The organism is Pseudoduganella sp. R-31 (assembly GCF_049913235.1).
Taxonomy (GTDB): Bacteria; Pseudomonadota; Gammaproteobacteria; order Burkholderiales; family Burkholderiaceae_D; genus Rugamonas.
Window position 1 is genome coordinate 3,830,859 of record NZ_CP183986.1, and the last position, 26,675, is coordinate 3,857,533.

The 26,675-nt window shown below is 66.7% G+C and carries 22 protein-coding genes; 8 read left to right on the top strand and 14 right to left on the bottom strand.

Translation table 11 applies throughout. The features are described 5' to 3' along the window. Window positions 1-15: 15 nt before the first annotated feature. From tadA to queE, 3 genes are read right to left on the bottom strand one after another with little or no spacing between them, the layout of a single operon-like run. The gene (gene tadA / locus ACN9MY_RS17380) at window positions 16-513 is read right to left on the bottom strand and encodes a tRNA adenosine(34) deaminase TadA (protein WP_426335855.1); all 498 of its coding nucleotides are present in this window, start codon (window positions 511-513) and stop codon (window positions 16-18) included. Continuing rightward, window positions 476-919, bottom strand: a complete 444-nt coding sequence (gene queD, locus ACN9MY_RS17385) for a 6-carboxytetrahydropterin synthase QueD (RefSeq protein ID WP_130312395.1) — start codon at window positions 917-919, stop codon at window positions 476-478. The genes tadA and queD overlap by 38 nt, the downstream gene beginning before the upstream one ends. A gap of 3 nt (window positions 920-922) precedes the next feature. Continuing rightward, complete coding sequence (queE, locus tag ACN9MY_RS17390; RefSeq protein WP_426318068.1) at window positions 923-1,555, bottom strand: 7-carboxy-7-deazaguanine synthase; 633 nt, start codon at window positions 1,553-1,555, stop codon at window positions 923-925. A gap of 143 nt (window positions 1,556-1,698) precedes the next feature. On the opposite strand from queE, the gene ACN9MY_RS17395 reads away from it, so the two are divergent. Beyond that, window positions 1,699-2,688, top strand: a complete 990-nt coding sequence (locus tag ACN9MY_RS17395) for a diguanylate cyclase (protein ID WP_426318069.1) — start codon at window positions 1,699-1,701, stop codon at window positions 2,686-2,688. On the opposite strand, the gene ACN9MY_RS17400 is transcribed toward ACN9MY_RS17395, so the two are convergent. From ACN9MY_RS17400 to ACN9MY_RS17410, 3 genes are all read right to left on the bottom strand, one after another. Beyond that, window positions 2,669-3,592, bottom strand: coding sequence for a diguanylate cyclase domain-containing protein (locus tag ACN9MY_RS17400; protein ID WP_426161704.1), 924 nt, complete (start codon window positions 3,590-3,592; stop codon window positions 2,669-2,671). The two genes, ACN9MY_RS17395 and ACN9MY_RS17400, sit on opposite strands and share 20 nt — an antisense overlap. Beyond that, window positions 3,574-7,689, bottom strand: a complete 4,116-nt coding sequence (locus ACN9MY_RS17405; RefSeq protein WP_426335856.1) for an ATP-binding protein — start codon at window positions 7,687-7,689, stop codon at window positions 3,574-3,576. The genes ACN9MY_RS17400 and ACN9MY_RS17405 overlap by 19 nt, the downstream gene beginning before the upstream one ends. 84 nt (window positions 7,690-7,773) lie before the next feature. Beyond that, window positions 7,774-7,956, bottom strand: a complete 183-nt coding sequence (locus ACN9MY_RS17410) for a hypothetical protein (protein ID WP_426161706.1) — start codon at window positions 7,954-7,956, stop codon at window positions 7,774-7,776. A 124-nt stretch (window positions 7,957-8,080) separates the two neighbouring features. Here ACN9MY_RS17410 and ACN9MY_RS17415 point away from each other — a divergent pair, with 124 nt between their 5' ends. Together ACN9MY_RS17415 and ACN9MY_RS17420 are read left to right on the top strand one after the other, a co-directional pair. Beyond that, a complete protein-coding gene (locus ACN9MY_RS17415) occupies window positions 8,081-8,476 on the top strand; it encodes a hypothetical protein (RefSeq protein WP_426335857.1) in 396 nt (131 codons plus the stop codon). Beyond that, window positions 8,419-9,423 carry a methyl-accepting chemotaxis protein gene (locus tag ACN9MY_RS17420; RefSeq protein WP_426335858.1) on the top strand — a complete coding sequence of 335 codons (1,005 nt, stop codon included), beginning with the start codon at window positions 8,419-8,421 and terminating at the stop codon, window positions 9,421-9,423. The genes ACN9MY_RS17415 and ACN9MY_RS17420 overlap by 58 nt, the downstream gene beginning before the upstream one ends. Here the strand turns inward: ACN9MY_RS17420 and ACN9MY_RS17425 are convergent, their stop codons facing one another. The 4 genes from ACN9MY_RS17425 to ACN9MY_RS17440 are packed head-to-tail and all read right to left on the bottom strand — an operon-like array spanning window position 9,424 to window position 14,283. Further along, window positions 9,424-10,416 (bottom strand): response regulator, encoded by a 993-nt coding sequence (locus ACN9MY_RS17425; RefSeq protein ID WP_426161708.1) that lies wholly within the window; start codon window positions 10,414-10,416, stop codon window positions 9,424-9,426. It lies immediately after the preceding gene. Continuing rightward, window positions 10,413-11,540, bottom strand: a complete 1,128-nt coding sequence (locus ACN9MY_RS17430; RefSeq protein WP_426318072.1) for a hybrid sensor histidine kinase/response regulator — start codon at window positions 11,538-11,540, stop codon at window positions 10,413-10,415. Before ACN9MY_RS17430 ends, ACN9MY_RS17425 begins: the two co-directional genes overlap by 4 nt. Further along, a complete protein-coding gene (locus ACN9MY_RS17435; RefSeq protein WP_426161710.1) occupies window positions 11,537-12,898 on the bottom strand; it encodes a sensor histidine kinase in 1,362 nt (453 codons plus the stop codon). Before ACN9MY_RS17435 ends, ACN9MY_RS17430 begins: the two co-directional genes overlap by 4 nt. Beyond that, complete coding sequence (locus tag ACN9MY_RS17440; protein ID WP_426318073.1) at window positions 12,895-14,283, bottom strand: class I SAM-dependent methyltransferase; 1,389 nt, start codon at window positions 14,281-14,283, stop codon at window positions 12,895-12,897. The genes ACN9MY_RS17435 and ACN9MY_RS17440 overlap by 4 nt, the downstream gene beginning before the upstream one ends. Before the next feature lie 191 nt (window positions 14,284-14,474). Between ACN9MY_RS17440 and ACN9MY_RS17445 the strand changes: the two genes are divergently transcribed. Beyond that, window positions 14,475-14,663 (top strand): hypothetical protein, encoded by a 189-nt coding sequence (locus ACN9MY_RS17445; protein ID WP_426335859.1) that lies wholly within the window; start codon window positions 14,475-14,477, stop codon window positions 14,661-14,663. Here ACN9MY_RS17445 and ACN9MY_RS17450 read toward each other — a convergent pair. Continuing rightward, a complete protein-coding gene (locus tag ACN9MY_RS17450) occupies window positions 14,660-15,853 on the bottom strand; it encodes a hypothetical protein (protein ID WP_426335860.1) in 1,194 nt (397 codons plus the stop codon). The genes ACN9MY_RS17445 and ACN9MY_RS17450 overlap by 4 nt on opposite strands. Window positions 15,854-15,960: 107 nt before the next feature. On the opposite strand from ACN9MY_RS17450, the gene ACN9MY_RS17455 reads away from it, so the two are divergent. Then, window positions 15,961-18,336 (top strand): diguanylate cyclase domain-containing protein, encoded by a 2,376-nt coding sequence (locus ACN9MY_RS17455; RefSeq protein ID WP_426335861.1) that lies wholly within the window; start codon window positions 15,961-15,963, stop codon window positions 18,334-18,336. On the opposite strand, the gene ACN9MY_RS17460 is transcribed toward ACN9MY_RS17455, so the two are convergent. Continuing rightward, window positions 18,333-19,223, bottom strand: coding sequence for a LysR family transcriptional regulator (locus tag ACN9MY_RS17460; protein WP_426335862.1), 891 nt, complete (start codon window positions 19,221-19,223; stop codon window positions 18,333-18,335). The two genes, ACN9MY_RS17455 and ACN9MY_RS17460, sit on opposite strands and share 4 nt — an antisense overlap. A gap of 120 nt (window positions 19,224-19,343) precedes the next feature. Between ACN9MY_RS17460 and ACN9MY_RS17465 the strand changes: the two genes are divergently transcribed. After that, a complete protein-coding gene (locus ACN9MY_RS17465) occupies window positions 19,344-20,477 on the top strand; it encodes a hypothetical protein (protein ID WP_426335863.1) in 1,134 nt (377 codons plus the stop codon). Here ACN9MY_RS17465 and ACN9MY_RS17470 read toward each other — a convergent pair. Both ACN9MY_RS17470 and ACN9MY_RS17475 read right to left on the bottom strand, forming a co-directional pair. Continuing rightward, window positions 20,474-21,487 carry an AraC family transcriptional regulator ligand-binding domain-containing protein gene (locus tag ACN9MY_RS17470; RefSeq protein ID WP_426318079.1) on the bottom strand — a complete coding sequence of 338 codons (1,014 nt, stop codon included), beginning with the start codon at window positions 21,485-21,487 and terminating at the stop codon, window positions 20,474-20,476. The two genes, ACN9MY_RS17465 and ACN9MY_RS17470, sit on opposite strands and share 4 nt — an antisense overlap. Next, window positions 21,487-22,383 (bottom strand): GGDEF domain-containing protein, encoded by an 897-nt coding sequence (locus ACN9MY_RS17475; RefSeq protein WP_426318081.1) that lies wholly within the window; start codon window positions 22,381-22,383, stop codon window positions 21,487-21,489. Before ACN9MY_RS17475 ends, ACN9MY_RS17470 begins: the two co-directional genes overlap by 1 nt. A gap of 133 nt (window positions 22,384-22,516) precedes the next feature. Between ACN9MY_RS17475 and ACN9MY_RS17480 the strand changes: the two genes are divergently transcribed. Both ACN9MY_RS17480 and ACN9MY_RS17485 read left to right on the top strand, forming a co-directional pair. Beyond that, window positions 22,517-25,009: a TonB-dependent receptor gene (locus ACN9MY_RS17480; protein ID WP_426335864.1), complete on the top strand. Its 2,493-nt coding sequence runs from the start codon at window positions 22,517-22,519 to the stop codon at window positions 25,007-25,009. Then, on the top strand, window positions 25,009-26,673 hold the full coding sequence (locus ACN9MY_RS17485) for a phytase (RefSeq protein WP_426335865.1): 1,665 nt from the start codon (window positions 25,009-25,011) through the stop codon (window positions 26,671-26,673). The genes ACN9MY_RS17480 and ACN9MY_RS17485 overlap by 1 nt, the downstream gene beginning before the upstream one ends. Window positions 26,674-26,675: the final 2 nt, after the last annotated feature.

Consider the following 26,675-nt stretch of genomic DNA (forward strand, 5'->3'; position numbering starts at 1 on the left):
GCGCGTGGCGCGCGCTCAGGCGACGTTGTTTTTGCGCACGGCGCGCCGTTCGGCGAAGAAATCTTTCAGCACCTGGCCACAATCCTCCGCCAGCATGCCGCCCTCCACCTCGGCATGGTGATTCAGCTGTTCGCTCTCGAAAACGTTGACAACCGAGCCACAGGCGCCGGTCTTGGGATCGGTGGCGCCATAGACGATGCGCGACAGGCGCGCATGCATCATGGCGCCGGAGCACATCACGCAAGGCTCCAGCGTCACATACAGTTCACAGCCGGGCAGCCGATAGTTGCCCAGCGCTTCGGCAGCCGCGCGCATCGCCATGATTTCTGCATGGGCGGTCGGATCGTGGCGGCCGATCGGCTGGTTATAGCCGCGCCCGATCACCACTCCATCCTTGACCACGACAGCGCCTACCGGCACCTCGCCTTCCGCCCAGGCGCGACGCGCTTCCAGCAGCGCCTCGCGCATGTACAGCTCATTCGACAATTTCAGCCCAGCAGTTAGGGGTTTCATGCAGCACCAGCTTGTGCAGGTGCAGGCCGGTGCCGTAGCGGTCCTTGAAGGCGGCCTTCAGGATGTCCCAGGCCACCGCAGCCAGGTTTTCTACCGTCGGGATACGGTCGATCACCACGGTCTTGTGGTTGGGCAGCGAGGACAGGAAATCCTTCACCGCGGCATCCTTCTCGTACACCAGGAAGGCGTGGTCCCACACATCGACCAGGTGTTCCTTGGCGATGGTCTTGACGTCGGAGAAGTCCATGATCATGCCGTTGTCGGAATTGCCTTCGGCGTCGATCACCTTGCCGGTCAGGGTGATTTCCAGGGTATAGCGGTGGCCGTGCAGGTTGCGGCACTGGCTCTTGTGGTCCGGGATGCGATGGCCAGCATCAAATTCCAGCTTGCGGGTGATAGTCAGCATTGCTTAAGGGATGTTCAACAGTTTATGGGTTTGCAGGCTCAGCTTCCACTTCGGGTTGCGCTTGCAGGTCTCGATCGCCAGCGTGGTATTGAAGGCCGCCAGCGGGCCGTCCATCGGCTGCACGAAGAAATTCTCGAAATCCAGGCCTTCATAGGCGGCCAGGTCCTGGTCCTTCTGCGGGATCACGACCTTGATTTCATTGCCTTTGCTAACCACCAGCTTCGAGCCCATTTTCGGGCTGACGCAGATCCAGTCCACGCCGGCCGGCACTTCGACGGTGCCGTTGGTCTCGATGGCGATGGTAAAGCCCGCCGCGTGCATCGCATCGATCAGCGGCGCATCAAGCTGCAGCAAAGGTTCGCCGCCAGTAAACACCACGTACTTGTGCCCATGGCCGGGCGGCCACAGGCTGTCGATTTCCTGCGCCAGCGCCTGCGGCGTGGCAAATTTGCCACCGCGCTCGCCATCAGTGCCCACGAAGTCGGTATCGCAGAACTGGCAAACGGCGCTGGCGCGGTCCTGCTCGCGGCCCGTCCACAGGTTGCAGCCGGAAAAACGGCAGAATACGGCGGGCCGCCCGGCATGGGCGCCTTCGCCCTGCAGGGTGTAGAAAATTTCCTTGATGCTATATGTCACGGGTGAATCCAGTGGTCGGCAACCCTACATTATAGCGCGTTTCACGAAACGAAACGGCTTTGCGCTTCGTCAACGTTTACCCCTTGCGGCAGCGGCACAATCAAATTCCCGACGCAGTGAACAACAAACAGGGCCGCCGCCAAATGAATAGTCTCCTCAAGATCTCCCATCTGATGGAAGCACCCTCCCCCGACCAGCCGCAGGGCTTTGCGCTGAAGCTGATGGAACTGCTGGTCATTCCCACTTTCGTGCTCGACGCCCAGGGCCGGGTCGTCATCTGGAACCGGGCCTGCGAACGCCTGACCGGCGTGCCGGCGCACGAGCTGCTCGGCACCAGCGGGCACTGGTGCGCCTTTTACGCCCATCAGCGCCCGACACTGGCCGACCTGGTGATCGCCGGCCGCACCGGCGAGATCCTGGACCTGTACGACGGCCAGTCGCGCGGGCCGGCCGGCGCCAAGGACAACCTGTGCGCCGAAAACTGGTGTGAAATGCCGCGCACCGCCGGCCGCCGCTACCTGGCCGCCGACGCCAGTCCGATCTACGACAGCGACGGCCAACTGGTGGCCGTGGTGGAAACCCTGCGCGACCTGACCGAGGAAAAACAGGCCCAGATCGCGCTGGAGCAGCTGGCAACGCGCGACGGCCTGACCGGGCTAGCCAACCGGCGCTGCTTCGACCACACCCTGCTGGCCGAATGGCAGCGCGCCTTGCGCCAGGCGCAACCGCTGTCGTTGCTGATGGTCGACGTCGACAACTTCAAGCAGTACAACGACGCCTACGGCCACGTCGGCGGCGACGACTGCCTGAAGCGCATCGCCGCCGCCGTGGCGAGCGAAATGCGCGCCAACGACCTGGTGGCGCGCTACGGCGGCGAGGAATTTTCCGTGATCCTGCCCAACCAGTCGCTCAAAGGCGCTGCCATCGTGGCGGAACGGATACGCTGCCGCGTCGAAGCGCTGCGCCTGCCGAATATCGGCGCTGCCCAGCACTATGTCACGGTCAGCATCGGCGCGGCCACCGCGATTGCCTCCCACGAGCACCAGCCGGCGCAGCTGGTGGCGACGGCCGATGCGGCGCTGTACCGCGCCAAGCACATGGGGCGCAACCGTATCAGCTTGCCCGGCACTTAGCGCTTGCCGCGCCGTCCAGCACGGCGCGGTTGCGGCCGGCCCGCTTGGCTTCATACAAGGCCTTGTCGGCCGCTTCCAGCACGCTGGCCGGCGTGTCGTCGACATCGGGCGACAGCGAGCACAGGCCGGCGCTGATGGTGACATGCGGCGCCACCGGCGAGGCGGCATGCGGCATGCGCAGCCCGGCCACATGCTCGCAGATCCATGCACCGTAGCGCTGCACCTCGTCTTCGCAGCTGTTTGGCAGCAGCACCACGAACTCCTCGCCGCCGTAGCGGGCCACCAGTTCGCCAGGCCGGCGCGTGCACTGCGCCAGCGCTTGCGCCACGGCGCGCAGGCATTCGTCGCCCGTCTGGTGGCCGTAGTGGTCGTTATACAGCTTGAAGTGATCGACATCGACCAGCGCCACCCCCAGGGCCGCGTCCTGGCGCCGGTGCCGCGCCAGTTCCACCGCGAACTGCTCGTCGAAATAGCGCCGGTTGTGCAGCCCGGTCAGGCCATCCTTGTGGGCCAGTGTGTCGAGGCTGGCCAGCGCCGCCTGCAGGCGCAGGTGGGTGCGCACCCGCGCCTGCACGACCGGTCCGCTCAGCGGCTTGGTGATGAAATCGACGGCGCCGGCATCGAGGCAGGCAATCTCGCTCTCCACGCCGCTGCTGGCCGTGACGAATATCACCGGGCAATGGCGCAGGTCGGGGTCGGCCATGATGCGCTCGCAAACGGCAAAGCCGTCCATGCTCTTCATCTGCAGGTCAAGCAGGATCAGTTGCGGGCGCTGGGCGCGCGCAATCTCCAGGCCCGCCAAGCCATTGGTGGCAAACAGCACCCTTGCCTGCTCGCGCAACATGGCGCTCATGAGGCGGATGGTGTCGGGGTTGTCATCGATGATCAGGATGGTGCTTTCCATGCTTCCTCACTCAGGACGTCGAGCGCGGTACCGAAGTCCAACGCTTCTATTGCTGTTTCCAGTTGGGCCGCCGCATCGTCGCCGCGCTGGCTGGCCAGTTGCGGCCGCAGCTGGCGAAACTGTTCGAGCGCATCCAGGTCCTGGCGGCGCAGCATGTCGACCAGTGTCTGCATCGCGCCCTGCAAATCCTGCTGCACCCTGGCGGCGGGCGCCGGCTGCTCCAACTGCAGCCAGCGCGCGCCGGCCTGCAGCGTTGCCGACAGTGCCTCCTGCACCAGCGCGAACTGGCGGCCGATGGCTGCCGCGTCGCCTTCGCGCAAGGCCTGCTCGGCCGCCACCGTGGCTTCCGAAAAATTGCGCGCCCCCAGGCTGCCGACGCCGCCACGCAAGGCGTGCAGCGCGGCGGCCGCGCCGGATGCGTCGCCCGCTTGCCAGCGCGCCTGCGCGGCGTCGAATTCGGCTTGCGACTGGCGAACCACGCGCTCTACCAGCGCAACGATATTCTGCCGCTGCGGCCCATGGCCGATCACGGACAGCAGCTTGCGGATGGCGAATACGCCGGGCTGCTGGTCGGCGTCGGCGCCGGCCGCCGGCTCCGCGGTCGCCGTGGCCGCCGTTGGCGCCGGCGCCGGCCGCTGCGCCGCGCCGCCCAGGTGGGCCGCGATGGTGGCCAGCATCTGGGTGTAATCGACAGGCTTGGGAATGAAGCCGTCCATGCCGCACTCGAGGCACTTGGCTTGCTCGGTATCGAGCACGCCCGCGCTCATCGCCAGGATCGGCAGCCGCAAGCCCATTTGGCCGCGCAGGATGCGGGTCGCTTCGAAACCATCCATCACCGGCATCTGCACGTCCATCAGCACCAGGTCGAAGGCCGCCGCGTCGTCGCGCAGCAAGTCCACGGCCTGCTGCCCATGCTCGGCCACCGTCAGCTGCGCGCCGGCCGGCTCGAGCACGCCGCGCGCCACCACCTGGTTGGTCGGGTTGTCCTCCACCAGCAGAATGCGCGCGCCGCGCAGCACGCTGGCATAGGCAGCCTGCGCGGCTTCCTGCGCCGCTTGCGGCGCGCCGCCCTGCTGGCGCAACCCCTGCAACAGCAGGCGCAGGGCGGCAGGCAGCACCGGCTTGGCCAGCGCCGCCGCCTCGCCCGGCAAGGAATTGCGGTCCAGGCTGCGGTTCAGCGCCACCAGGCACATGTCCTCGAACGCTGCCGTGCCATGCGCGTCAAGCAGCACCGAGTCGACCAGGGCCACGTCCCAGCTTCCTGTGCCGGCAGCCGGCGCCGCCGCATGCGCTTCCACCACGCAGCCCCATTGCCGCAGCTGGCCTTCCAGGTAATGCAGGGTCGGCACATGGTCGTCCACCAGCAGCACGCGCAGGCCGGCCAGCGAGCTGCCGGCCGGATCGCCGGCGCGCTGGCGCCGCGCCACCTGCAGCGGCAGGGACACCACGAACTCGCTGCCGCGTCCCGCTTCGCTGCTGACCGTGATGGTGCCGCCCATGAGCTGGACCAGCTGCTGCGAAATCGACAGGCCCAGCCCGGTGCCGCCGAAACGGCGCGCGGTCGATGTGTCGGCCTGCTCGAAGGGATTGAACAGCCGCCCCAATTGTTCGCCGCTCATGCCGATCCCGCTATCGCTGACCACCAGTTGCAGGATCTCCATCGAGCTGCCGGGCGCACTGCTGCCGATGTGTACCCGCACCTCGCCTTCGGCCGTGAACTTGATCGCGTTGCCGACCAGGTTGAGCGCCACCTGGCGCAGGCGCTGCAAGTCGCCCACCAGGCTTTGCGGCATGTCCTGGTCGAGCGTGAGCAGCAGGTCGAGCCGCTTGCCGACGCTGGCCGACTGCATCGCCGCCGCCACCGCCTCGGCCAGCTCGTCGACCTGGAATGGCGCCGCCGCCACGGCCAGCTTGCCGGCCTCGATCTTCGACAGGTCGAGAATGTCGTTGACCAGGGCCAGCAGCGCGCTGCCGGAGGCGCGGATCAGGCGCACATATTCCTTCTGCTCGGCGCTCAGGGGCGTGCGCTCCAGCAACTGGCCGATGCCGAGCACGGCGTTCATCGGCGTGCGGATTTCATGGCTCATATTGGCCAGGAACGCGCTCTTGGCGCGGCTCGCCTCCAGTTGCTGCAATTCGGCTTTCTTGCGCGCCGTGATGTCCAGCGCCACGATGTGGAAGCCGCACACTTCGCCCTGCACGTCGGTGTCGGGAATGTAGTCGGTCATGAAATGGCGCTGCCAGCCGGCGCGCTCGGTGTCGGTCTCGAAGTGCACCCGCTCGCCGCGCAGCGCCGCCGCCGCGTGCGGCTCGATTTGCCGGTACAGGGCCTCGCCCAGCACTTCCTTCATGCTGCGCCCGATCATCGAGGCCGGGTCGATGCCGAGCAAGGTCTGGTAGCTGCGGTTGGCAAAGCGGAACACCTCGTCCTGGTCGACATAGCCGATGGCGGCCGGGTTGTGGTCGGCCACCGTGCGCAGGAAGCGCTCCTTGTCCGCCAGTTCCAGCTGGGCGCTGGCCAGGGCCGATAGCTGCTCGGCCGCCGCCTCTTCGCTGCGCCGGCCCTGCGTGGCGTCGGTGACGAATACCGCATAGGCCTGCGCCCCATCGGCCGCGTGGCGCCGCAGCGTCAGCTCGGCGTCGAAGCGCGCGCCGTCGCGGCGCCAGCCCGTCAGCGCCACCGGCTGCCCGACGCTGCCGTCGCCCAGGCGCGCCAGCAGGCCGGCGCCGGCCTGCAGGAACTGGTCGACCGGCTTGCCCAGCACCTCGCCGCGCTGCCAGCCGAAGATTTCGCTGGCGCGCCCGTTCCAGTCCGTGACGTTGCCGTTTTCGCTCAGGCCGATAAAGGCTTCCTGGGTCGCATCGAGCATGGCGCACATGCGCGCTGCCAGGGCCCGGCCCTCGCCTTGCGCGCGCGCCAGGTCCGCCACGGCTTGTTCGAGTTGCTGTTGCAGTCCCGCCTTGTCGTGCGCCAGTTGCCGCGCCTCGCCGCCCTGGCGCTGCAGCACGGCGTTGCAGGCCGTGCGCAAGGCCTCGAGTTCGCTGAAGCTGCCCGCCAAGGGCGGCACCTCGCTGGCGCCGCCCTGCTCCACCCGGCGCAGCGCCGCCTGCGCCTGCTGCATCGGCTGCAGCACTGCGCGTCCGGTGCGCCAGCCGATCAAGGCGAACAATACCGCCAGCGCCATCCCGCCCAGTACCACGCCTGCCTGCAGCCGGCGTACCGGCGCCAGGGCGCTGTCGACGTCCTGCCGCACCAGCACGGTCCAGCCCAGGCCGGGATAGCCGTCGTAGCCGCGCGTGCGTCCGTAGCCGACCAGGTAGTTGCGCCCATCGGCCCAGCGCTCTTCCACGTAACCGGCGTGCTGCAGCCGCGCCTGCGCCAGGGCGCCGCCTTGCAAAGGCTGTCCGAGCAAGGCGTCCGGGCCTGCCAGCACCTTGCCGGCGCGCGAGACCACCATCACGCTTTCGCCCAGCAGTTCGCGGGCCCAGTTCCAGTGCAGGTGCACGCCCAGCACGCCGGCAGGGCGGCTGGCGCCGTCGTAGTACGGGAAAGCCAGGTCCAGCACGCGCAGCGCGCGCCCGGCGCTGGACGGCAGCAACTGCCCAAGCTGCGGGTCGGCGTGCACGTCGTGCACGTACACCCCGCTTGGCGCATCGGCCCACCACGGCTGTTGCGACACGTCGGCGCCCTCCAGCACGGCGCCGGTGGCCACCGTGACCTTGCCGGCCGCGTTGGCCAGTCCGATCCAGGCATACAGGGGATAAGTGCGCTGCAGGTCTTCCAGCAGGTGGCGCCGCTGCGCCACACCCAGCTCGCCCGCCGCGGCGCCGGCGCGCCGCGCCAGCAGTTGCACTTCGCGATAGCGTTCGAACATGGCGGCATCGAGCTGGTCGGCGCTATCGCCGGCGCGCTGCGCCAGGCCATGGCCGATGCTGCGTTTGAGTTCGTCGGCAGTGCGCCAGCCCAGCAGTGCTGCGCACAGCAAGGTCAGCAACAGCACCGCGATCGCCAGCAATCCGGCCAGCACCGTCCCCAGGCCCGCCGGGCCAATCCTGTGTCGCAGGGAAGGACGTTCGGGCAAGGCTTCGTCTGGCATGGCGGACTCCGGTGATCCGAAGTCCCGAGTATAACCGACTCTCCAGCGAAAAGTTGCCAGAAAGTCTTGCCCCAAGCGCCTTCCCTAATGCACTTTACGTCCCGAGCGCGCTTTCTGCGCCTTGGTCTCGCCGTGTTCGCGGCGCTGCTTGTTGACGATGCGCGCCGCCACTTCCTCTTCGCGCCCGGGGTAGCGGTGTTCCTGCTTGAACTCCTGTTTGAGCTCCTTGTATTCGCGCTCCCGTTTCTGGCTGGCTCCTCTTGGCATGATAGGCCTCCGTGTTTCAGATGCTGCCCCCATGCTAGCCAAGCTTTGGCAGGCACAGCGCACGTAATGGCTGGTCACTTTCACCACTTTATCGACACGCAACTGTTTGACTGGGGAGACACCGATGCAAGACCATTACGCCAAGGCCCACAAGCTGTTCATCCCGACCCTGTGGCTGCTGCTGGCGCTTTCGCTTGGCCAGGCGCCGTGGTACGGCACCTGGCAGCCCGCGTTGCTGGCGGGCCTGCCGGCGGCCTTGCTGCCAAGCCTGCTCGCCTGGAAGGCGCCGCAGGCGCTGGCCAGCCGCATGGCTGTCGGCATCGCGTGCATGGGGTTCTGCGCCCTGCACATCCACCAGGCCATGGGCATGATCGAACTGCACTTCGGCATCTTCGTCTTGCTGACCCTGCTGGTCGTCTACCAGGACTGGCGCGTGATCGTGGCCGCGGCAGCCTTGTCGCCGTGCACCACCTGCTGTTCAATTTCCTGCAGCAAGCCGGCTTCGGCACCATGTGCCTGAGCCGCCCTTCGCTGCCCGTCATCATCGTGCACGCGCTGTACGTGGTGGTGGAAACCGCGGCGCTTTGCCATTTCGCGCTCAGCTTCGCGCGCCAGCGCCGGCAGACCGAGGCCGACCGCCGCGGCCTGCAGGCCGGCTTCGACCGCATGCACCGCACCGTGACCGAGGCCCATGTCGGCCTCGATGCCATCAGCAACGCTGCGCATGCGATTGCCAGCGGCAACCAGGATTTGTCGGCGCGCACCGAGCAGCAAGCCGCCGAACTGCTGCGCACCGTTGGCACAGTACAACAGCTGGCCCAGGCGGTGCGCCGGAATGCCGCCGATGCGCACGCTGCCACCGAACTGGTGTCCAGCGCTTCGCAGGTGGCGGTGCAGGGCGGCGCCATGGTGGCCCAGGTGGTCGGCACCATGGGCGCAATCCATGACAGCGCGCGCCGCATCCACGACATCATCGGCGTGATCGACGGCATCGCCTTCCAGACCAATATCCTGGCGCTCAATGCGGCAGTGGAAGCGGCGCGCGCCGGCGAGCAGGGGCGCGGCTTTGCCGTGATGGCGGGCGAGGTGCGCAGCCTGGCCCAGCGCAGCGCCGCGGCCTCGCAGGAAATCCGCCAGCTGATCGGCGACTCGGTCGGCAAGGCCGAACAGGCCAACCAGTTGGCCGGTGCTAGCGGGCAGGTGATGGAAAAACTGGTGGGATCGGTCCAGCAGGTGGCAGCACTGATGCAGGGCATTACCGCCGGCAGCCGCGCCCAGTCGGACGGCATCGAACAGCTCAGCGGCGCCGTCAGCGGCATGGACCGGGTCACGCAGCAAAACGCCGCGCTGGTGCAGCAGGCAGCCAGCGCCTCGGCCAGCATGCTGGAACATGCGCGCCGCCTGGTTCAGCTCATGGGCAGCCAGGACGACGGCGCGCCGCAGCAGCGCGCACCGGCGCTGCGCTGATCAGAACTGCTCGACCCAGGCCGCCAGCTGCGACGGGGTCAGGGCGGCGTCGGCCTGCACCAGCCGGCATTCCACGCCTTGCGCGCCGCTGGCCATTTGCAGCGAAGCGCCGCGCTTGCCCATCCACAGCAGGCAGGCCAGCCAGAACGCGTGCTGCGACGAGACCGGCGCGCTGGTCGGCGTTTCCAGGAATTCGGTGAGCTGGGACGCCTGCAGGAACAGGGCGTGGCCGGCATCCACCGCGCGGAACGTCGGGCCGAACGCTTCCGCCAGCAGCGCAAAAGCGTGCGCCGGGTCGGCATCGGCATAGCGCTGCTCCAGGTCCTGCAGGTGGTCGCGCACGGCGCAGCCGAAAGCGGCGCTGCGGAAGGCTTCCGAACTGATCAGATCGGAGTGGTCCAGCATCAGCCAGTCCGGTTCCGGCGGCGTCATGCCGGCGCTGAGGGCGCCCGCCAAGTAGCTCTCCACCGGCACGAAGGACGGGCCGGCCGACAGGCTGGCTGCCAGGGTGTACAGGGTGCCGATGCGGGTGGCCACGGCCTGCTTCTGGCGCACCAGCAGCTTTTCGCGCAGCAGTTGCGAATGTTCCTTTTGCAGCTTGGCCAGGGCCAGGGCCTGCTTCAGTTCCATGCGCAGCGCCGCGATGTCCCACGGCTTCTGGATGTAGCGGTGGATCTGGCCCTGGTTGACCGCGTCGACCGTGTGCTCCAGTTCCGAATAGGCGGTGGTCAGGATGCGCACGATGTGCGGGTAGCGGTCCCACGCATAGAACAGCAACTCGTTGCCGTAGGCGCCGGGCATGCGCTGGTCGGACACCAGCACTGCGATTTCGTCGGCGTGCTCGTCGAGCATGCGCTTGCCCTCCTCCACCGACTCGGCCACGTACACTGGCGCCAGCGAACCCAGGGCGCGCTGGAAATATTTGAGGGCGGTCGCCTCGTCGTCGACGTAGAGGATCGCCGGCGCTTGTCTGGTCGGTTGTTGTTCGTTCATGCTCGTTCCTTCTCTAACTCCGGGAAATTCATGGTGACGGTGGTGGAGCAACCCTGTTCCGACTGCACCCGCAGGTGGCCGCCGAACGATTGCATCACGCGGTTGCAGAAGATCAGTCCCCAGCCGCTGCCGCCTTCGTCGCCGTGCATGGACACCGGGTCCAGCAGCAGGCGGTTCAGCAGCGCCGGCGCGATGCCCGGGCCGTTGTCTTCCACGACGATATAGGGGCGCTCTGCCACGCCCACGGTGATCCTGATCCGGGGACCAGGCAGTCCTTGCAGCGCGCGCAGCGCATTGCTCAGCAACGAGGACAGCACCAGCGCCACGCAGTTGGGCGAGGCCCGCACAGTGAAGTCGGCTTGCACGTCCACTTCGATGATGTCGCGCTGGCCTGGCGCCAGCGGGTACATGCCCAGCAAGGCCGCCACCATCTGCTGCGCGCTGCCGCTGGCCAAGCGCGCCGCCGGCACGACGCTGGCGCGCTTGGCCGATTCGACAAACGTGGCCAGCACCGACAGGCAGTAGCGCGCATTGTCGTGCATGTGCGCCGCAGCGTTGCCGATGTCGGCCCGCGGCGGCAAGCCGCTCTCTTCCTGCTGGGCGTTGTGGGCGTTGACGCGGCGCTGGATATTGCGCGCGAAATTGGCGATCGTGGCCAGCGGCGTGTTCAATTCGTGCGCCAGGAAAGCGACGGTTTCTTCGATTGCGAGCAGGCTCTGGCGGCGCAGCGCGCGTTCGCGCGCGTTCTCGCTGGCCAGGCGCAGCGCATCGCGCACGGTATGGGCATCGAGCGGCTTTTCCAGGATGCGGAAGATATCGCCGCCGTTGATGGTCTCGAGCAGCACTTCCTTGTCGGCATAGGCCGTGACCAGGATGCGCACCAGGTGCGGGTAATCGCGCTCGACCTGGCGCAGCAGCTCGCCGCCGACGCGGCCCGGCATGCGGTAGTCGGTCACCAGCACGTCGACATCGCTGTCGGGCTTGGCCAGGATCTCCAGCGCCTCGTCCACGCCGGGCGCGGTCAGGACCGTGAAGTCGTTTTCCACCGCGCGGGCGAAGTACTTGCGCGCCAGTTCCTCATCGTCCACGTACAGCACGGTCGCCGGCTGGCTGCGATCGCTCATTTCTCGCCTCCGGTCACGCGCGGCAAGTCAAAGGTGAACCTGGTCCATTCGCCCGGCATGCTCTCGGCGGCCAGCAGGCCGCCGTGGCGCTGGATCACGCTGTAGCAGATCGACAGCCCAAGGCCCAGGCCCTGCCCGACTTCGCGCGTGGTGAAGAAAGGTTCGAACACGCGGCCGATATTCTCCGGCGCGATGCCCGGGCCGTTGTCGCGCACCGTGATCTTCAGCCGTTCGCCGCGCGCTTCGGCATACACGTCGATGGCCGGCGCCTGGGTGGCGCCCTTGCGCATGGCCAGCGCCGCATTGCTCAACAGGTTGATCAATACGCCGATGATGGCCGCTTCATCGCCGCGCACCAGGGTGTCCGGCTGCAGGTGGCGATTGACCTTGATGCCCTTGATCTCGTGGCCCACCAGGCGCACCGACGATTCCAGCGCGCGCTCGAACAGGAATTGCGCACTTTCGTGGTCGGTGCCGGACTTGCGGTAGGCGAAGGTCTTCAGGTCGGACACGATGTACTGCACGCGCTGCATGCCCGACTTGGCATCGGTCAGGCATTCCAGCAGCACTTCGCTGCCCTTGGCAGCCGGCTCCTCCATCGCGATGTCGATCGCCATCATGCAGAAATTGACCGGATTGTTCACCTCGTGCAGCAGGCCTGCCGCCAGGGTGCCCAGGGCCGCCATTTTCTCCTGCTGCAGCATCTGGCCCTTGATCTCGGCCAGGCTGCGGTTGTTCGCCTCGAGCTGGGCGTTCTTGTCGGCCAGCTCCGCCTTGAGCTGGAACAGGTTGAAGCGCGCCTGCTCGTTGTAATAGGTGCAGACCGCACTGGCCACGGCGCTGAACGCCAGCAGCAGCGAATTGACGGCAAACGCGCCGCCCACCGGCGGCTGGCCGTCATGCACCCAGCAGGCGGCCGCGTACAGCAGGTAGGTCAACAGGCCAAGCGTCAGGTTCTGCCACATGCGGAAGGCAAACGCGATGGCCGAGGCAAACACGCCCAGGTTCAAGCCTGCGTAATAAATCGACGAGGCGCCTTCGGTGACGGCAATCATCCAGGCGATCATGATCTGCGGCAGCATCAGCCAGGTGAAGCTCATCGCCTCCACATTGCGCGCTCCCCATGGCTGGCGCATCACGCCGATGATGGCGAGGATGGCCAGCGACACCAGCACGCGCGCCAGGGTAAATGCGCCGAGGTGGTCCGGATAGAGGCTGAAATCGAGCCCGATCCCCAGCAGCACCAGGCCGATCGCGGTCCACGCGCCGCCGCGGCTGAAGCGCAGGCGGTAGGCGCGCAGGTCCGACTCATAGGCCGAATGCAGGTGCGGGCTCACGTAGGGTGCCGGTCCAGTCATGGCAGCGACGCTTCGGCAAACACATTGACGCCGGTCGCATCGACATAGGTGAGGCGCTCGCGCGCCTGCGGCGGCAGGAGCTGCTCCATCTTGGCCTCGTCACGATAGATCAGGTACCACTCCAGCAGGTGCTCCATGCCAGGGCGCTCCGGATTGCTGCTGTGGACGTTGGTCACCAGCAGGCGCCCGCCGCGCTTCATGCAGGAGGCGAAGTAGCTCAGCAGGCGGCTGCACACCTTGTCCGACAGGTAGTCGAACAGGCCGGCGCAGTACACCACGTCGAAATCAGCGCCCACTTGCGGCCCGTCCACGCGGCGTTTCAGCAGGTTGTGCACGGAATCCTGCACGAAGCGGATGTCCGGCTGGCGCGCCAGGCCGGCGCTGATGCCGCCCAGCTGGCCGCGCGTCCAGGCCAGCGTCTCTTCGCTGAAGTCGACCAGTTCAAACGAGAGCCAGTGCGGCTCATCGTACTCGCGCAGGAAGCGCTGGATCTCCTGCGCTGGCCCGCAGCCCACGTTCAGCACGCGGTACGGGCGCCCCACGCGCCGCGCCGCGTCGGCCTGGCGCTTCAGGAACTCGACCAGGATATCGATGCGGTTGCGGTGCGCCACGGCGACCGCGGTCTGCAGGAAGGCCGCATTGACGATCTGGAAGTAAGTGCTCGGTCCCTGGCGCGGGTCGCCCAGGATCTGGTTCACCATTTCATAGTCGCCGGCATAGCCGAGCGGCTTGCTGAAGGTGCGGAAGACGAACGGCGCGCGCAGGATCAGCGGGTGCAGCGCCGCCTGCGCAAAAGCGCGGTGGGCGGCGGCAGCATCGGCCTCGACCATTCCCGCTTCCTTGTTCAAGTCGTCGAAGTAGCGGCGCACGCGCATGATCAGCGGCTCGGCCAGTTCGGCAAACACGTCGGCGCGCAGGCGCCCGCCTTCCTTGGGCAGCGAATCGGACAGGTCGACCTGCTCGACCCAGCGCGCCACCTCGGCCAGGTAGGCCCGCGATTCGTTGACGGCAATCTGGTAGTCGCGCCGGATGCGGAAGCGCTCATCCCAGTCCAGCACGAACTTGCTCGCTTCGCGGCCCACCGCACCCGGCAGCATCACCACCTCGCTCAGTTCGCGCCACTCGTCGATCAGGGTCACCGACACCACGGCGGTCAGGCCGGTGTTGACCATGCTGATCACCACGGCCTTGCCGATGTAGGCGCTGGCCGTGCCCATGCGCACCGTCAGCTCGCTGAGCACCTCGCTGACCTGCACGATGGAATACGGGTTATACACTTCCATGACCAGCGACTTGCGCTGGAGTGTCACGATGGTGCCGCGCACTGCCTCACCCTGCGTGTTCAGGAAACTGACGACCGGATCGATTTGGGCCTGTGAATACACTTTTTGTCGGAACTAAATGGTTGCCGTGAATTAAATCGAGTGTACTGACTTGTGGCGCAAATCGCAACGTTTCCCCAAGAAGAATTGCCAGGAAGATAGTAGGGCTTATTTAAATGGCAAGCGCGGCCGGATGTCAAAGTTCGCTGCCGCACAGACGCGATCATTGCCAGATGCCAAACTGGACGCAAGTCATGGAGATCACGATGGAGCAGTTACGCAAGCAGAGCGCCGCGGAACTGGAGCGGGCGGAATTCCACGAACGCTTTGCCCGCAGTTTTACCGATGCCCGCTTCGACGGCCTGCGCGACGCCGTCGCAGCCCTGGAAGAACTGGCCTGGCGCCAGTACTGCAAACAGCGCCGGCCGCCTACAAGCCATTAGGCGTTCGTTGCCAGCAACTCCAGGCGGGCAGCGAGGCGGTCGGCCATCTGCGCCGGCGTAAAGCCGGCGTAGCGGTTGGCCACGCCGCGCGCCGCCATCAGGGTACGCCCATCCATCAGCAAGCTGCGCACCACGCCGCGCCAGTCTACCGTGCCCGGCAAGCGCCCACCATTGACCGCCACCCCGGCCTGCTCCAGGCGCGCCGCCAGCAGGTAGCGTTCGAGCTGGGTCGGCAGCAGCAGCATGGGCACCGCCGCCAGCACGGAATGGGCAATGGTGCCCTCGCCTGCCTGGCTGACGCAGATGCGCGCCTCGGCCAGCGCTGCCGCCAGGTCGACCGGCCCGCGCGCATACGCCAGGCTGGTGGCATGCACTGGCGGCACCGCGCCGGCAGCGACTTCCGGCTGGTAGCACAGCACCCGGCAACCTTCCATGACCAGCGCGTGCAGCACGGCGGCGTGGGCCGGATGTTCCTGGCGCAGGTAGACGAACACCTTGTGGCCGTGGCCGGGCGGCCACTGCGGCGCTTCGCCGCTGGGCGCCACGAAGGCCGGACCGTACCATTGCTCGCGCTCCGCCGGGCGGCCGTAGTGGTCCAGCTCGGGCCAGGCGCACAGGAAATGCTGGCGCCCCAGCAGCGCGTCGGCCGCCTGCACATAAGGCACGCCGCCGTGGTGCACCAGCACGGTGTTCATGATCTTGAGGGTATGCAGTTCGGCCGTGGCCAGGCGCTGCAAGTCCATCGCTTCCCATGGGCGAAAGTTGGGCAAGGGCTGGCCGGGCGGCGGCAGGGTAAAGCCGGCGCCGATCGCGGCCGACGGAATATCCAGCGTGCGCGCCGCCAGCAAGGCGGTGGGGGCGAATTCCGCCACCACCACGTCCGGCTTCAGCAACTGCAGTGCGGAGCGCCAGCCGCGCACCAGTGCGTCGAGCGACTGCGCCTCGCGATAGCCGGAAGCGAGCATGATTTCAGCCAGGCTGGCCGCATGCTGCCCGGCGCCGTGCAGCCACAGGGGCGCCTGCAGCATCGTCACGTTGAGCGCGCCCAGCAGGCGGCGCGCCTGGCCCAGGTCGCGTACCGACAGGCTGACGGCATGGCCGCGTGCCAGCAGGGCTTGCGCAATGACCCGCAAGCGTCCCGCATGGGCGGGATCCCCGCCTAATTCCCAAGCCAGGTGGAAGTGAGCCATTCTCAGTTCACCCAGCCAAGTGTCATTGCATTTTTCACATTATTTCCAATCAAGGCCGTGCCTTGGATTTTAGAACACACTCGCAAACAGGTGTGCAATACTAAGCCATGGCCCTCCACCGACTGCTACCACAGAGCTTGCGCGCGCGCATGACCTGCGTGGTCATCTTGTTCGTGCTTGCGGCGACGACCATCGTGACCTGGCTGGCCCTGTCGCTGTCGGAACGGGACATGAAAAGCGTGATCGGCCAGCAACAGTTCAGCCTCCTCTCGGTGGCCGCCGCGCACATCGACGAACAACTGACCACCAAGCGCTTGCTGCTGGCCTCGATTGCCGACGCCATCCCGGCCGCCCAGCGCACGCCGGCCGCCATCCAAGCCGCGATCGAACGCCACGCAGCGGCCTCGGCCGAATTTGCCAACGTGGCTGCCTTCGACAGCAGCGGCCGGTTCCTGACCAGCCTGCGGGCGCCGCAGCAAGACAATCCCAATGTTGCCGACCGCTCCTACTTCACCCAGACCCTGGCGCAAAAGCGGGCCATCATATCACCGCCCCTGCGCGGACGCGTGTCCAGCTTGCCAGTGGTCGTGCTGACCCATCCCATCGTCGATAGCGGCGGCGACGTGCAGGTGGTCCTGGTGGGCAGCATCGACTTGCTGAACTCCGACTTCTTCCATCATTTCAATGCCATGAAGCCGGGCAAGACCGGCTTCATGTTCATCATGACCACCGAAGGGCTGCTGGTCAACCATCCCAACAAGGCGCGCCTGCTCGAGCATATCAATGCACGGCCCGGCCTCAACCTTGGCACCCAGCGCGCCCTCGACGGCTTCGAAGGCTGGATGGAAGCGACCAACAAGGACGGCGTCGACGGCATCTATTCGTACAAGCGCCTGAACTCTACCAACTGGATCGTGGCGGCGCGCTATCCGACTGCCGAAGCGTTCGCCCCCATGATCAGCATGCGGCAACAGGCCGCGCTGGCGGCAAGCGCCTTTGCCGCCGTGGCCGGGGTCCTGAGCTGGCTGATGATCAAGGGACTGCTGTCGCCGCTGCAAAGGCTGCGCGCCAACCTGCATGCCATCCGCCACCGCGGCGGCGATATCAGCCTGCTGCGCAGCGGCGGCAAGGATGAGATCGGGGAGCTCAGCGAAGCGCTGTATGAATTGACGGCCGAACGCCAGGCGGCGCAGGAGCGGCTGGCTGAAAGCGAAAAGCGCGCGCGCGTGATCGCCGACAATATCCCGGCCCTGGTGGCCTACATCGATCGCGAGCTGCGCTTCCGCTTCACCAACGAACATTATCAGTTCCTGCTCGGCATCGATCCGCGCGCCATGGTCGGCAAGCGTTTCGACGAAGTATTCGGGGCCGAACCCTTCGAGCGCTGGAAGGACTGCTTCGAGATCGTGCTGGCCGGCCGCCGCATCCACGTCGAGCGCCCCGGCGAGGAACTGGAACGCCACCTGCACCTGATGACCGAGCTGGTGCCGGACCTGGCGCCCGATGGCAGCGTGCCCGGCTTCTATATGATGTGCACCGACATTACGGAACGCAAGACTGCCGAACTGGCGCAGGCCGCCAGCGAAAAGCGCCTGCGCCTGATCGCCGACCACTTGCCGGTGATGATCAGCGCCATCGACCGCGAGCATGTCCTGCAATTTGGCAACGCCACTTATCGGCGCTGGCTGGACACCGATCCCGATACCCTGCCCGGCCGCCCCATGTCCAGCGTGAGCGGCGAAGAGGCTTACCAGCAAGCCCGTCCCTGGCTGGACCGCGCCTTCGGCGGCGAAGTGACGGAATACGAATCGACTGCCCGCCTGCATGGCGAGCCGCGCGTGCTGGAAACCACTTTCGTGCCCGATGTGCGCAAGGATGGCAGCGTACCCTTCGTCTACGCCCTGACCACCGACGTCACCCGCAGCCGCGAGGTGGAAGCGGAACTGCTGCGCCAGGCGCGGCGCGACCCGCTGACCGGCATTCCCAACCGGCGCCAGTTCGAAGATGTGCTGGACCAGGCCATCGAGCGCGTACGCCGCCAGGACAGCCAGATGGCGCTGGCCTACCTCGACATCGACAACTTCAAGCATATCAACGACAGCCTGGGGCATGCCGGCGGCGACGAAGTGCTGAAGGAGTTCGCGCTGCGCCTGTCGGGCAGCGTGCGCACCACCGATACCGCCGCCCGCCTGGCAGGCGACGAATTCGTGATCGTGTTCGAAAATATCCGCCATGCGGACGAAGTGCGGCTGCTGGCCGAGAAAGTCATGGCGGCGGTGGCGCCCGACTTCACCGTGCTGGGCGCCCCGTTGCGCGTAACCACCAGCATCGGCATCGCGCTGTATGCCGGCGGCACCGAAACTGCGGGAGGCCTGATCGGGCGAGCCGACATGGCCCTGTACGACACCAAGCGGCGCGGCCGCAACGGCTTCACCATCGACAACGGCCGCGGGCTGCCCGAAGCCGCCGTTTCGCCGCCTTAGGCTTCGCGCAGCAGCGCGATGAAGCGGCGCCCCGCCGGACCTGGCGGCGCATCCTTGCGCCAGCACGCATACATCGAAAAGGCATGGCCCAGCACCGGGCTCGCTTCCAGCGACAATTCGACCAGCGCGCCGCTGGCCAATTCGTCTTCCACCATATGGCGTGGCATGCCGCCCCAGCCCAGGCCCGCGCGCAGGAAGGCATGCTTGGCGCCGAGGTCGGCCAGGCGCCAGCCCTGCGGGTTGACAACGCCGAACTGGCGCCCCGCGGTCAGCGCCGAGCGATCGCTCAGGATCAATTGCACATGGCGCGCCGCCTCGCTGCGCGCAATCGGCGCCGGCAAGGCGGCGAGCGGATGGCCGGCCGCGGCCACTACCACCACCGGCACCTCGAACAGGAAATCCGTGTCGCACTCCGGCGGCACGTCGGGATAGGAACCGACGACTGCCAGCCGGCAGCGCCGCTCGAGCAGGGGCTGCACCACGGCACCCAACGCTTCGACGTCCAGCCGCAGCGGCGTGCCCGGGAATTCCCGGTGAAAGCGCCCTACCGCCGCGGTCAGGCGCGCGATCGGAAACATCACGTCGACCGCGACCGACAGCTCCGCCTCCAGTCCCTCGGCCAGCGTGCGCGCCTTGGCCTTGAAGCCATCCATGCTGCTGGCGGCAGCCCGCGCCGCATCCAGCAAGGCACGGCCCTGCTCGGTCAAGCGGGGATAGCGGCCGCTGCGGTCGAACAGGGCAAAGCCCACTTGCATTTCGAGATTGGCGAGGGTCTGGCTGACCACCGATTGCGCCCGTCGCAGCTTGCGTCCTGCCGCGGAAAAACTCCCCGCTTCGGCCGCCGCGATGAATGTGCGCAGCTGGTCCATCGACATTGCGTCAAGCATGTGCGATCCTGTGTTTTGCCAATCGCGGCCGATTTTACACGACGGTGTAAGACTGGTCCGACATGGCGGCGCGCTTCTCTCTGCTAGGAAACACTGCCTTGCACTTGGATACTGGTTGACATGATGACCACACTTCCACTCAGCCGTAGCCCCCAGGCCGCAACGAGCGGTCCCTCGCAGCAGCTGTACCTGCTGCTGCGCGAAGCGCCCGACCGTGCCGCTGCGACGGCCTACCTGCAGCGTCGCCTGGCGGAGGCAGCGGCCCTGCCGCCCGCCTGGAGCGGCGGCCTGCAAGAGCTGGAAGAGTGGCTGGAGCTGCGCAGCCGCAACCGCGCGGAAGAATTCCGGCAGTACCAGCAAGGACGGCAGCAAGGCGGCCCGCGCCGCCATTTCGCCACGCTGGCCCAGGCGCGCCGGTTCCTGTGCGTGCAGGCGCCCGGCTTGCTGGTCGAAGGCGCCTGGCTGCATGGTGTGCTCGACCATTGGCGCCAGCCGGCCTATATGCCGCTGGTCAAGCTCTACCTCGATTACCTTGGCAAAGGCGTGCCGGCCGCCAACCATGTTGCGCAGGTGCGACAAGTGCTCGCAGTGCAGGCCTGCAGCACCTGGCAGGACCTGGAGGACAGTGGCTTTGTGCAAGGCGCCATCCGCCTGGCCCTCGCCAGTGCCGGCGAGCGCTGTCTTCCCGAGCTGCTGGGCTACCAGCTGGCGGTCGCCGACCAGCCCGCCGCCCAGCCGTCGATCCTGCAGGAGCTGGCAGAACTAGGCATCGCCCTGCCGTCGCCGCCGCCTTCCGACACGCTCGTCCTGAACGTCTTGCGCGCCATGCTGGGCCAGGCGCCGGAGACCGCGCCGCAATTCCTCCAGCAGGTGGAGCTGGGCTACGCCCTGGGGCGCATCGGCCTGCAAACCCTGCCTGCCACGCCCGAAGACGGCGCGCCGCAAGACCCGCCTGTGGCCAACAGCAGCGCCGCCATCTTTGCCGCGCCGGCCGCTAACGCTGGGCAAGCGGCCGAAGCGGCGCCAGCGCCAGATGAAGCGCGCCCCATCCTGCGCCACCGTTTCGATGGCGATGAACACGCATGGGAAACCATCACCAGCGACCTGGGCCTGCTGGAAGCCCAGATCGCAGCCTGCAGCGGGAAAGGCGAGGCAATGAACCTGCTGGCCCGCCATATGGGGCCCGCCGTCCACCACCAGCCATTGGGCCTGATGGCGGCCCGCATCTATTCCCAGCTGTTCGCACTGGCCTAGGACGCCAGCGAAGCCCGCAGCAAGGCCGGCGTCAGTCCGGTCCAGCGCTTGAACGAGCGCCGGAAATTCGCCGCATCGTGAAAGCCGAGGTAGTCCGCCACCGCTTCATTGCCGGCGTGCCGCGACTGGAACAGGTACAGCGCCACATGGGTGCGCACCTGGTCCAGCTCCGCAACGAAATGGGTTCCGTAGCGCGCAAGGTGGCGCTTCAGGGTGGCCGGGCTGACGCCGAAGGCCGCGCTGGCCCCCTCCAGCGTCGGGTTGCGGCGAATCTCTGCCAGCAGGTAATCGTACAGGGCATCGGTCAGGCTGGGTGTGGCGTCCAGCGCGCTAGCAGCGGCCAGCGAGGCGGCACAGGCACCGGGGTCCGCCTCCGGCCAAGCCTGCGCCAGCGAGGCAGCATCCAGCAGCATCGCATCCAGCTGGCAATCGAAACGCAGTTCGCCGCCAAGGTGCACCTCATGCTGCTCGACGTGGCGTGGACGGGCGCGGTTGAAACAAAACCGCCACGGCAGGCGGCGTCCGCCCAGCCAGCGCGCCAGCGAGACCACGGCCGTCATGTGCATTTCCACCAGGGCCGCGCGCAGGCCCGGTGCGCCCTGGCTGTCAACCCAGTACAGCACCATCTGGCCGCCGGCGACGTGCAGGCGTGGACGCAACAAGGGCAACAGGCGCGACGGCCACTGGCACAGGATGTCCAGCGCCTGCTGCAGCGACGCCGCGCGCCGCAAAGCGCCCGATAGCGCGGGCTCTGTACCCGGCAGCAAATGCTGGCCGAGCATGAAGCTGGTATCCGCGCTATCCAGCGCGCGCAGTACATTCGCGAGCAGTTGCAGGCATTGCTGCGGGCTGACCAGCGCTCCCGGCAAGGGCGGGCCGCCGTCTCCAGGCATTCCCGTACCGCGTGCAATCGCAGCCGGCTGTACCTCCTGTTGCAGGGCGTAGTCGAGAAAATGCCAGGGCAAGCCGCGCGCGGGAATGGTCGCCTCCCCTGGCAGCGAGTAGCGCATCACAGCGCAGGCATCGCTTGCGGCAAGGTCCGGCCAGGGCCGTCGATCGCAGCCGACAGGCGCGCCAGCAAAGCATCCGCCTCGCCCTGCGCCGGTTCGCTGGCAAAACGCAGGCTGACCTGCAGCGGGCCTTGCGGCCCATGATGGCGCATCATCGCCACCATGCCGCACAAGTGCCGCGCCACGTCTCGCGCCTCGGCATCGCCGGTGCCCGGCAACAGCAGCGCAAAGCGATCGCCTGCATAGCGGCACAACAGGTCTTCATTGCGCAGGTTAAGCAGCAGCATATGCCCGACCGCTTGCAGCACACGGTCGCCTTCGCGCGGCCCGTGTTCGCGGTTGATGCGGTGGAAGCCGTCGATATCCAGCAGGACCAGTGCGCACTGGCCGGACGGATCGCGCTCTTGTTCGAGCCGGATCTGCTGCCTCAAATAGGCCGCATCCGCCAGTTGCGTCACCCGGTCGAAGGCGCGGTGCTGGCGGAACAGGCGCTCGCGCTTGGCCAGGTGGTCGTTCAGCATGAACTGCTCGTGGCGCCAGTAGTAGATGCCAGCCGTCAGCACCAGCATGCCGAATGGCACCAGGGCTTCAAGCCAGTTATCCCAGGCCGCAGCCTTGTTGATGCGAAAGAATTCGTCAAGGCAGTCGGCCCAGGAGCCCAGCATGATCGCCGCGAGCCCGCCGGCCAGCAGGCGCGTGACCAGGCCGCCCGGCCTGCTGCTCAAGGTCATCACGAACCAGAGTCCTGCCATGGCCGCCATGCCGCCTTCGGCAATGATGTCCATCCAGCGCCAGGCGCTGAAAGGCTTGGTCTGGCCCGCGCTGGCATACAGCAGCAGGCATGCGATCACGGCCATTGCCGCGGCCAGCAGGGAATGTCGATGGAGTTTCAGCATAACCGCGCAGCTTAGCCACGCCTTGTGACAGGCGCATGACAAGCGCAGGGTCATTTCAGCTCACTGCCGCGTAACCAGCTTGTCATCCGCCCTTCACATAATCCGCTGCATTCTCCACTCCGACTGAATGCACATGAAAACCCGATTGACCGCCCTCGCCGCCGGCGTGCTTGCCCTGTCCAATGCCACCGCCTCCGATGGCGCGGACGCTTCCCTGGCCGGCGCCAGCGTTGTCATTACCGGCCAGCGCGCCGTATTGGCCAGATCCATCGCCGCGCAAGACAAGGCCGACAATATCATCAACGTTTTGAGCAGCGACGACATCGGCAACCTTCCCGACAAGAACGCCGCCGAGGCGCTGGCACGCCTGCCCGGCGTTTCGGTGCAGCGCGACCAGGGCGAAGGCCGCTACATCACCGTGCGCGGCTTGGGGCCGGACCTGAATGCCGTCGCCATCAATGGCGCCCTGGCGCCGTCCCCGGAAGCCAGTCGCCGCGCCGTAGCGCTCGACGTGCTGCCGTCGGGACTTATTCGCTCACTGGAAGTCAGCAAGACCCTGACGCCGGAACAGGAGGCCAGCTCGCTTGGCGGTACCGTCGAAGTGAAGACGCTGTCCGCCTTCGACCTGCCTGGCTCGCTGCTGACGGTGAACGCGGCAGCCTCCCACGACCAGAACACCGGCAACAACAGCCCCAGCGCCGGCATGCTGTGGGCCAGCCGCTTTGGCGATGGCAAGTTCGGCGTGGCGGTGGGCTTGAGCGGCGAAAAGCGCAAGTTCGGTTCCGACAACCTGGAAACGGGCGGTGCGTGGGATGGCGAGCGCCTGTCGGGCTTCGAGCTGCGCGATTACCTGCCGGTGCGCGAGCGCCGTGCCGCCGCGCTGAACCTGGACTTCCGCCCGACGGCGGGCAACAGCTGGTTCCTGCGCAGCTTCCTGAGCCGCTTCAGCGACGACGAAGTACGCGACCGTCTCACGATCAGCAACGTCAGCGGCGGCGCCCTGACTGAAGGCGTGCCCGCCAGTGGCCGCCTGGAGCGCCGCATCCGCCAGCGCAAATATACCCAGGAAATCCAGTCGGCCGTCTTCGGCAACCAGCAAAAATTCGGCGCCTGGCAGCTTGACCTGCAGGCCGGCCGCAGCACAGCCGACGAAGACACGCCGGAAGCGCTGAACGATGGCCGCTTCCGCGGCACAGCCAATTTCAAGGACATCAGCTTTACCAACAGCGAGCGCCCAACGCTGAAGGCCCCGGCAACGGCTTTCGACCCCGCCAGCTACAGCCTGAACGCGATCACCTTGCAACAACGCTACTCGAAAGACGCGGAGCATCATGTCAAGTTCGACCTCGGCCACGAATTTGCGCTGGGCGAGATGCGTTCCAACATGAAGTTCGGCGCCAAGGCCAGCCGCCGCGAAAAAACCAACGACACGAACCAGTGGAGCTACGGCAGCAAGTCGGTACCCGGCACCCTTTCCATGGCGTCGTTCGTCCAGGACTACCAGCTGGATTATCCGTTTAGCCTGGTTGGCGCGGCGCTAAACCCGGCCGCCATCCGCGCCCGCGTCGCGGGGCTGGACCGCAACGCAGCGCGCCTCGCCACCGAATCAGCCATCAACGACTTCACCCTGAATGAAGACATTGATTCCGCCTACTTCCAGGACACCCTGACGCAAGGCGACTGGCGCCTGCTGGCCGGCGTGCGCGCCGAACATACGGCCTTCGACGCAGCTGGCGTGCGCGCCAACGGAAGCAGCGTCACGCCGCTGCAAGGCAGCCGCTCCAACACCAACTGGCTGCCATCGCTGCAACTGCGCTATGACCTCGACCGCGACACCAGTTTGCGCGCCGCCTGGACCAATTCCGTGGTCCGGGCCAACTTCAGCCAATTGGCCCCAGGGATTGCGCTGGCCAGCGCCACCGAAGCCACCATCGGCAATCCCGACCTGAATCCGCTCAAATCGCACAATCTCGACCTTGGTGTTGAACGCGTGATCGGCAACGACGGTGCGCTGTCCGCCTACCTGTTCTACAAGGACATCAAGGACTTCACCTACACAACCAATCTGGCCGGCAGCGGGCTGTGGACCGGCTACACCAGCGCCACCACCTATGCCAACGGCGACACGGCCACGGTGAAGGGCATCGAATTGTCCTGGCAGCGGCCGCTGCGCATGCTGCCGCCGCCCTTCAACGGCTTGCTGGTTGGCGTCAATGGCGCCTTGACCGATTCGCGCGCCAATATCGCACGTTTTGACGCCAAGGCCGGCGGCATGGCCGCCCGCCGCATCCCCATGCCGGGCCAGTCCGATCGCGTCATGAACCTGATGCTCGGCTACGAGGCCGGACCAGTCAGTACCCGCATCGCCTTGAACTACAAGTCGCCCTACCTGCTGGAACTGGGCTCGGATATTCTTAACAGCAGCCAGGACCGCATTGTCGATACGCAGAAGCAGGTCGACTTTTCCTTGTCCTGGCAGTTGTCCAAAGGCGTCCAGCTGAGCTTTGACGTCGCCAACCTGAACGACGAGAAGTACTACGTCTACCAGGGAGTGAAGGCACATAACGCGCAATTCGAGCAATATGGCCGTACCTATAAACTGGGCCTGAAAGCGAGCGTGTTCTGATGCGCCGCCTGTCCTTGCTTCCTTTCCTGCTGGCCTGCGCCTTGCCGGCAAGTGCTGCCGAAACCGTCGCCCTGCCCGGCGGAGCTGTGCTCGCACTCGACAAACAAGGCCTGCACCTGCGCGCTGCGGACGGCGCCGAACGTGCCACGATCGCGCTGCGCGGCCGCCATCTGGACTATCGCAACGGCACCGCCCTGGTCGTCGACGCCAACACCGAACGCGCCATGGCGGTATCAGTGGATACGGCCGCGGGGACCCTGACTACCGCCGCCATTCTCGACGGCGCCGCGATCGCGCCGGAAGCAGCCTGCCTTTACCGCGATGCCCAGGGCCTGCTCTACGCCTTCCTCGCCGGCAAGGACGGCCAGGCGGAGCAATGGCTGCTGCACGGCCGTCCACAGCTGGTGCGCAGGCTCGCGCTGCCGCCGCACAGCGAGCAATGCCTGGTTCACGACGCCAGCGCCAGCCTGGTAGTCGCCGAGAAAGACCTCGGCGTCTGGTCCTACAACGCCGACGCCGAAGCCCCGCCAGGCCGCCGCGCGCTCGCCATCAACACAGCGCCATGCGACAGCACGCGCAACGCTGCCAAAGCCACCGAGCATGCGACATATCGCCTGGCCGTATCCCCTGGAGGCGTCACCCTCCTCGACCGAAACGGCAAGCCCCGCCGCACAATCGCGCTGCAGGGCAGCTTGCCGCCAGCCGTTATCATGCAACCGCGGGTGCAGACCGAAAGCATGCCGCGCCTGGGCGACGCTGCCGACGACCCGGCAATCTGGATCGACCACCAACATCCGGGCGTCGCCCGCGTGCTGGGCACGAACAAGAAACAGGGCCTGCACGTCTACGACCTTTACGGCCGGCAGTTGCAGCTGCTCGAATCGGGCCGCCTGAACAACGTCGACCTGCGCCAGGACGTCATGCTCGATGGTCAACGCTATGATCTCGCCGCCGCCACGCAGCGCGATGAAAACGCGCTGGTTCTGTACACCATCGACAGCGCCGGCACGGTGGCGGAAGCGGCCCGCTTCCCTACGCCGCTGGAGCGCATTTACGGCATCTGCCTGTATCAGCCGGCAAGCGGCGGCCTGGAAGCGTTCGTCAACGACAAGGACGGCAGCTACCTGCAATACCGAATCGGCCGTCAAGCCGGGGCCTTCACGGCCACCGAGGTGCGCCGTTTCAAGCTGCCTACCCAACCGGAAGGCTGCGTGGCCGACGACCGCAATGGCCGCCTGTTTGCAGGCGAAGAGAAACGGGGCGTGTGGTCCATCGACGCCCGCGCCGATGCCAAAGCCAAACCGCAAATGATCCTGCCGGTGGGCGGCCCGCTGCGTGCCGACGTCGAAGGGATGGCCATCTATCACGGTGCCAACGCCAGCTACCTGGTGGTTTCCAGCCAGGGCAGCAACAGCTATGTGGTGGCCGATGCCGCCGCTCCGCACCGCATCCGCGGCAGCTTCCGCATCGGCATCAACCCCGAAGCCGGCATTGACGGCGCTTCCGAGACAGACGGCCTGGACGTCACCTCCGCCAACCTGGGCGGCCGCTTTACGCGCGGCATGCTGGTGGTACAGGACGGTTACAAGCGCCTGCCGGACGGTGCCCAGAACTTCAAGTATGTTGCATGGGACGATATCGCCCGCGCGCTGGACTTGCCGTAGTG

Bases quoted from the DNA above. Each gene is read 5' to 3' on its own strand.
- tadA (WP_426335855.1), bottom strand. From the start codon at position 513: ATGAAACCCCTAACTGCTGGGCTGAAATTGTCGAATGAGCTGTACATG.
- queD (WP_130312395.1), bottom strand. From the start codon at position 919: ATGCTGACTATCACCCGCAAGCTGGAATTTGATGCTGGCCATCGCATC.
- ACN9MY_RS17395 (WP_426318069.1), top strand. From the start codon at position 1,699: ATGAATAGTCTCCTCAAGATCTCCCATCTGATGGAAGCACCCTCCCCC.
- ACN9MY_RS17400 (WP_426161704.1), bottom strand. From the start codon at position 3,592: ATGGAAAGCACCATCCTGATCATCGATGACAACCCCGACACCATCCGC.
- ACN9MY_RS17405 (WP_426335856.1), bottom strand. From the start codon at position 7,689: ATGCCAGACGAAGCCTTGCCCGAACGTCCTTCCCTGCGACACAGGATT.
- ACN9MY_RS17410 (WP_426161706.1), bottom strand. From the start codon at position 7,956: ATGCCAAGAGGAGCCAGCCAGAAACGGGAGCGCGAATACAAGGAGCTC.
- ACN9MY_RS17415 (WP_426335857.1), top strand. From the start codon at position 8,081: ATGCAAGACCATTACGCCAAGGCCCACAAGCTGTTCATCCCGACCCTG.
- ACN9MY_RS17425 (WP_426161708.1), bottom strand. From the start codon at position 10,416: ATGAACGAACAACAACCGACCAGACAAGCGCCGGCGATCCTCTACGTC.
- ACN9MY_RS17430 (WP_426318072.1), bottom strand. From the start codon at position 11,540: ATGAGCGATCGCAGCCAGCCGGCGACCGTGCTGTACGTGGACGATGAG.
- ACN9MY_RS17435 (WP_426161710.1), bottom strand. From the start codon at position 12,898: ATGACTGGACCGGCACCCTACGTGAGCCCGCACCTGCATTCGGCCTAT.
- ACN9MY_RS17445 (WP_426335859.1), top strand. From the start codon at position 14,475: ATGGAGATCACGATGGAGCAGTTACGCAAGCAGAGCGCCGCGGAACTG.
- ACN9MY_RS17450 (WP_426335860.1), bottom strand. From the start codon at position 15,853: ATGGCTCACTTCCACCTGGCTTGGGAATTAGGCGGGGATCCCGCCCAT.
- ACN9MY_RS17455 (WP_426335861.1), top strand. From the start codon at position 15,961: ATGGCCCTCCACCGACTGCTACCACAGAGCTTGCGCGCGCGCATGACC.
- ACN9MY_RS17460 (WP_426335862.1), bottom strand. From the start codon at position 19,223: ATGCTTGACGCAATGTCGATGGACCAGCTGCGCACATTCATCGCGGCG.
- ACN9MY_RS17465 (WP_426335863.1), top strand. From the start codon at position 19,344: ATGATGACCACACTTCCACTCAGCCGTAGCCCCCAGGCCGCAACGAGC.
- ACN9MY_RS17470 (WP_426318079.1), bottom strand. From the start codon at position 21,487: ATGCGCTACTCGCTGCCAGGGGAGGCGACCATTCCCGCGCGCGGCTTG.
- ACN9MY_RS17475 (WP_426318081.1), bottom strand. From the start codon at position 22,383: ATGCTGAAACTCCATCGACATTCCCTGCTGGCCGCGGCAATGGCCGTG.
- ACN9MY_RS17480 (WP_426335864.1), top strand. From the start codon at position 22,517: ATGAAAACCCGATTGACCGCCCTCGCCGCCGGCGTGCTTGCCCTGTCC.
- ACN9MY_RS17485 (WP_426335865.1), top strand. From the start codon at position 25,009: ATGCGCCGCCTGTCCTTGCTTCCTTTCCTGCTGGCCTGCGCCTTGCCG.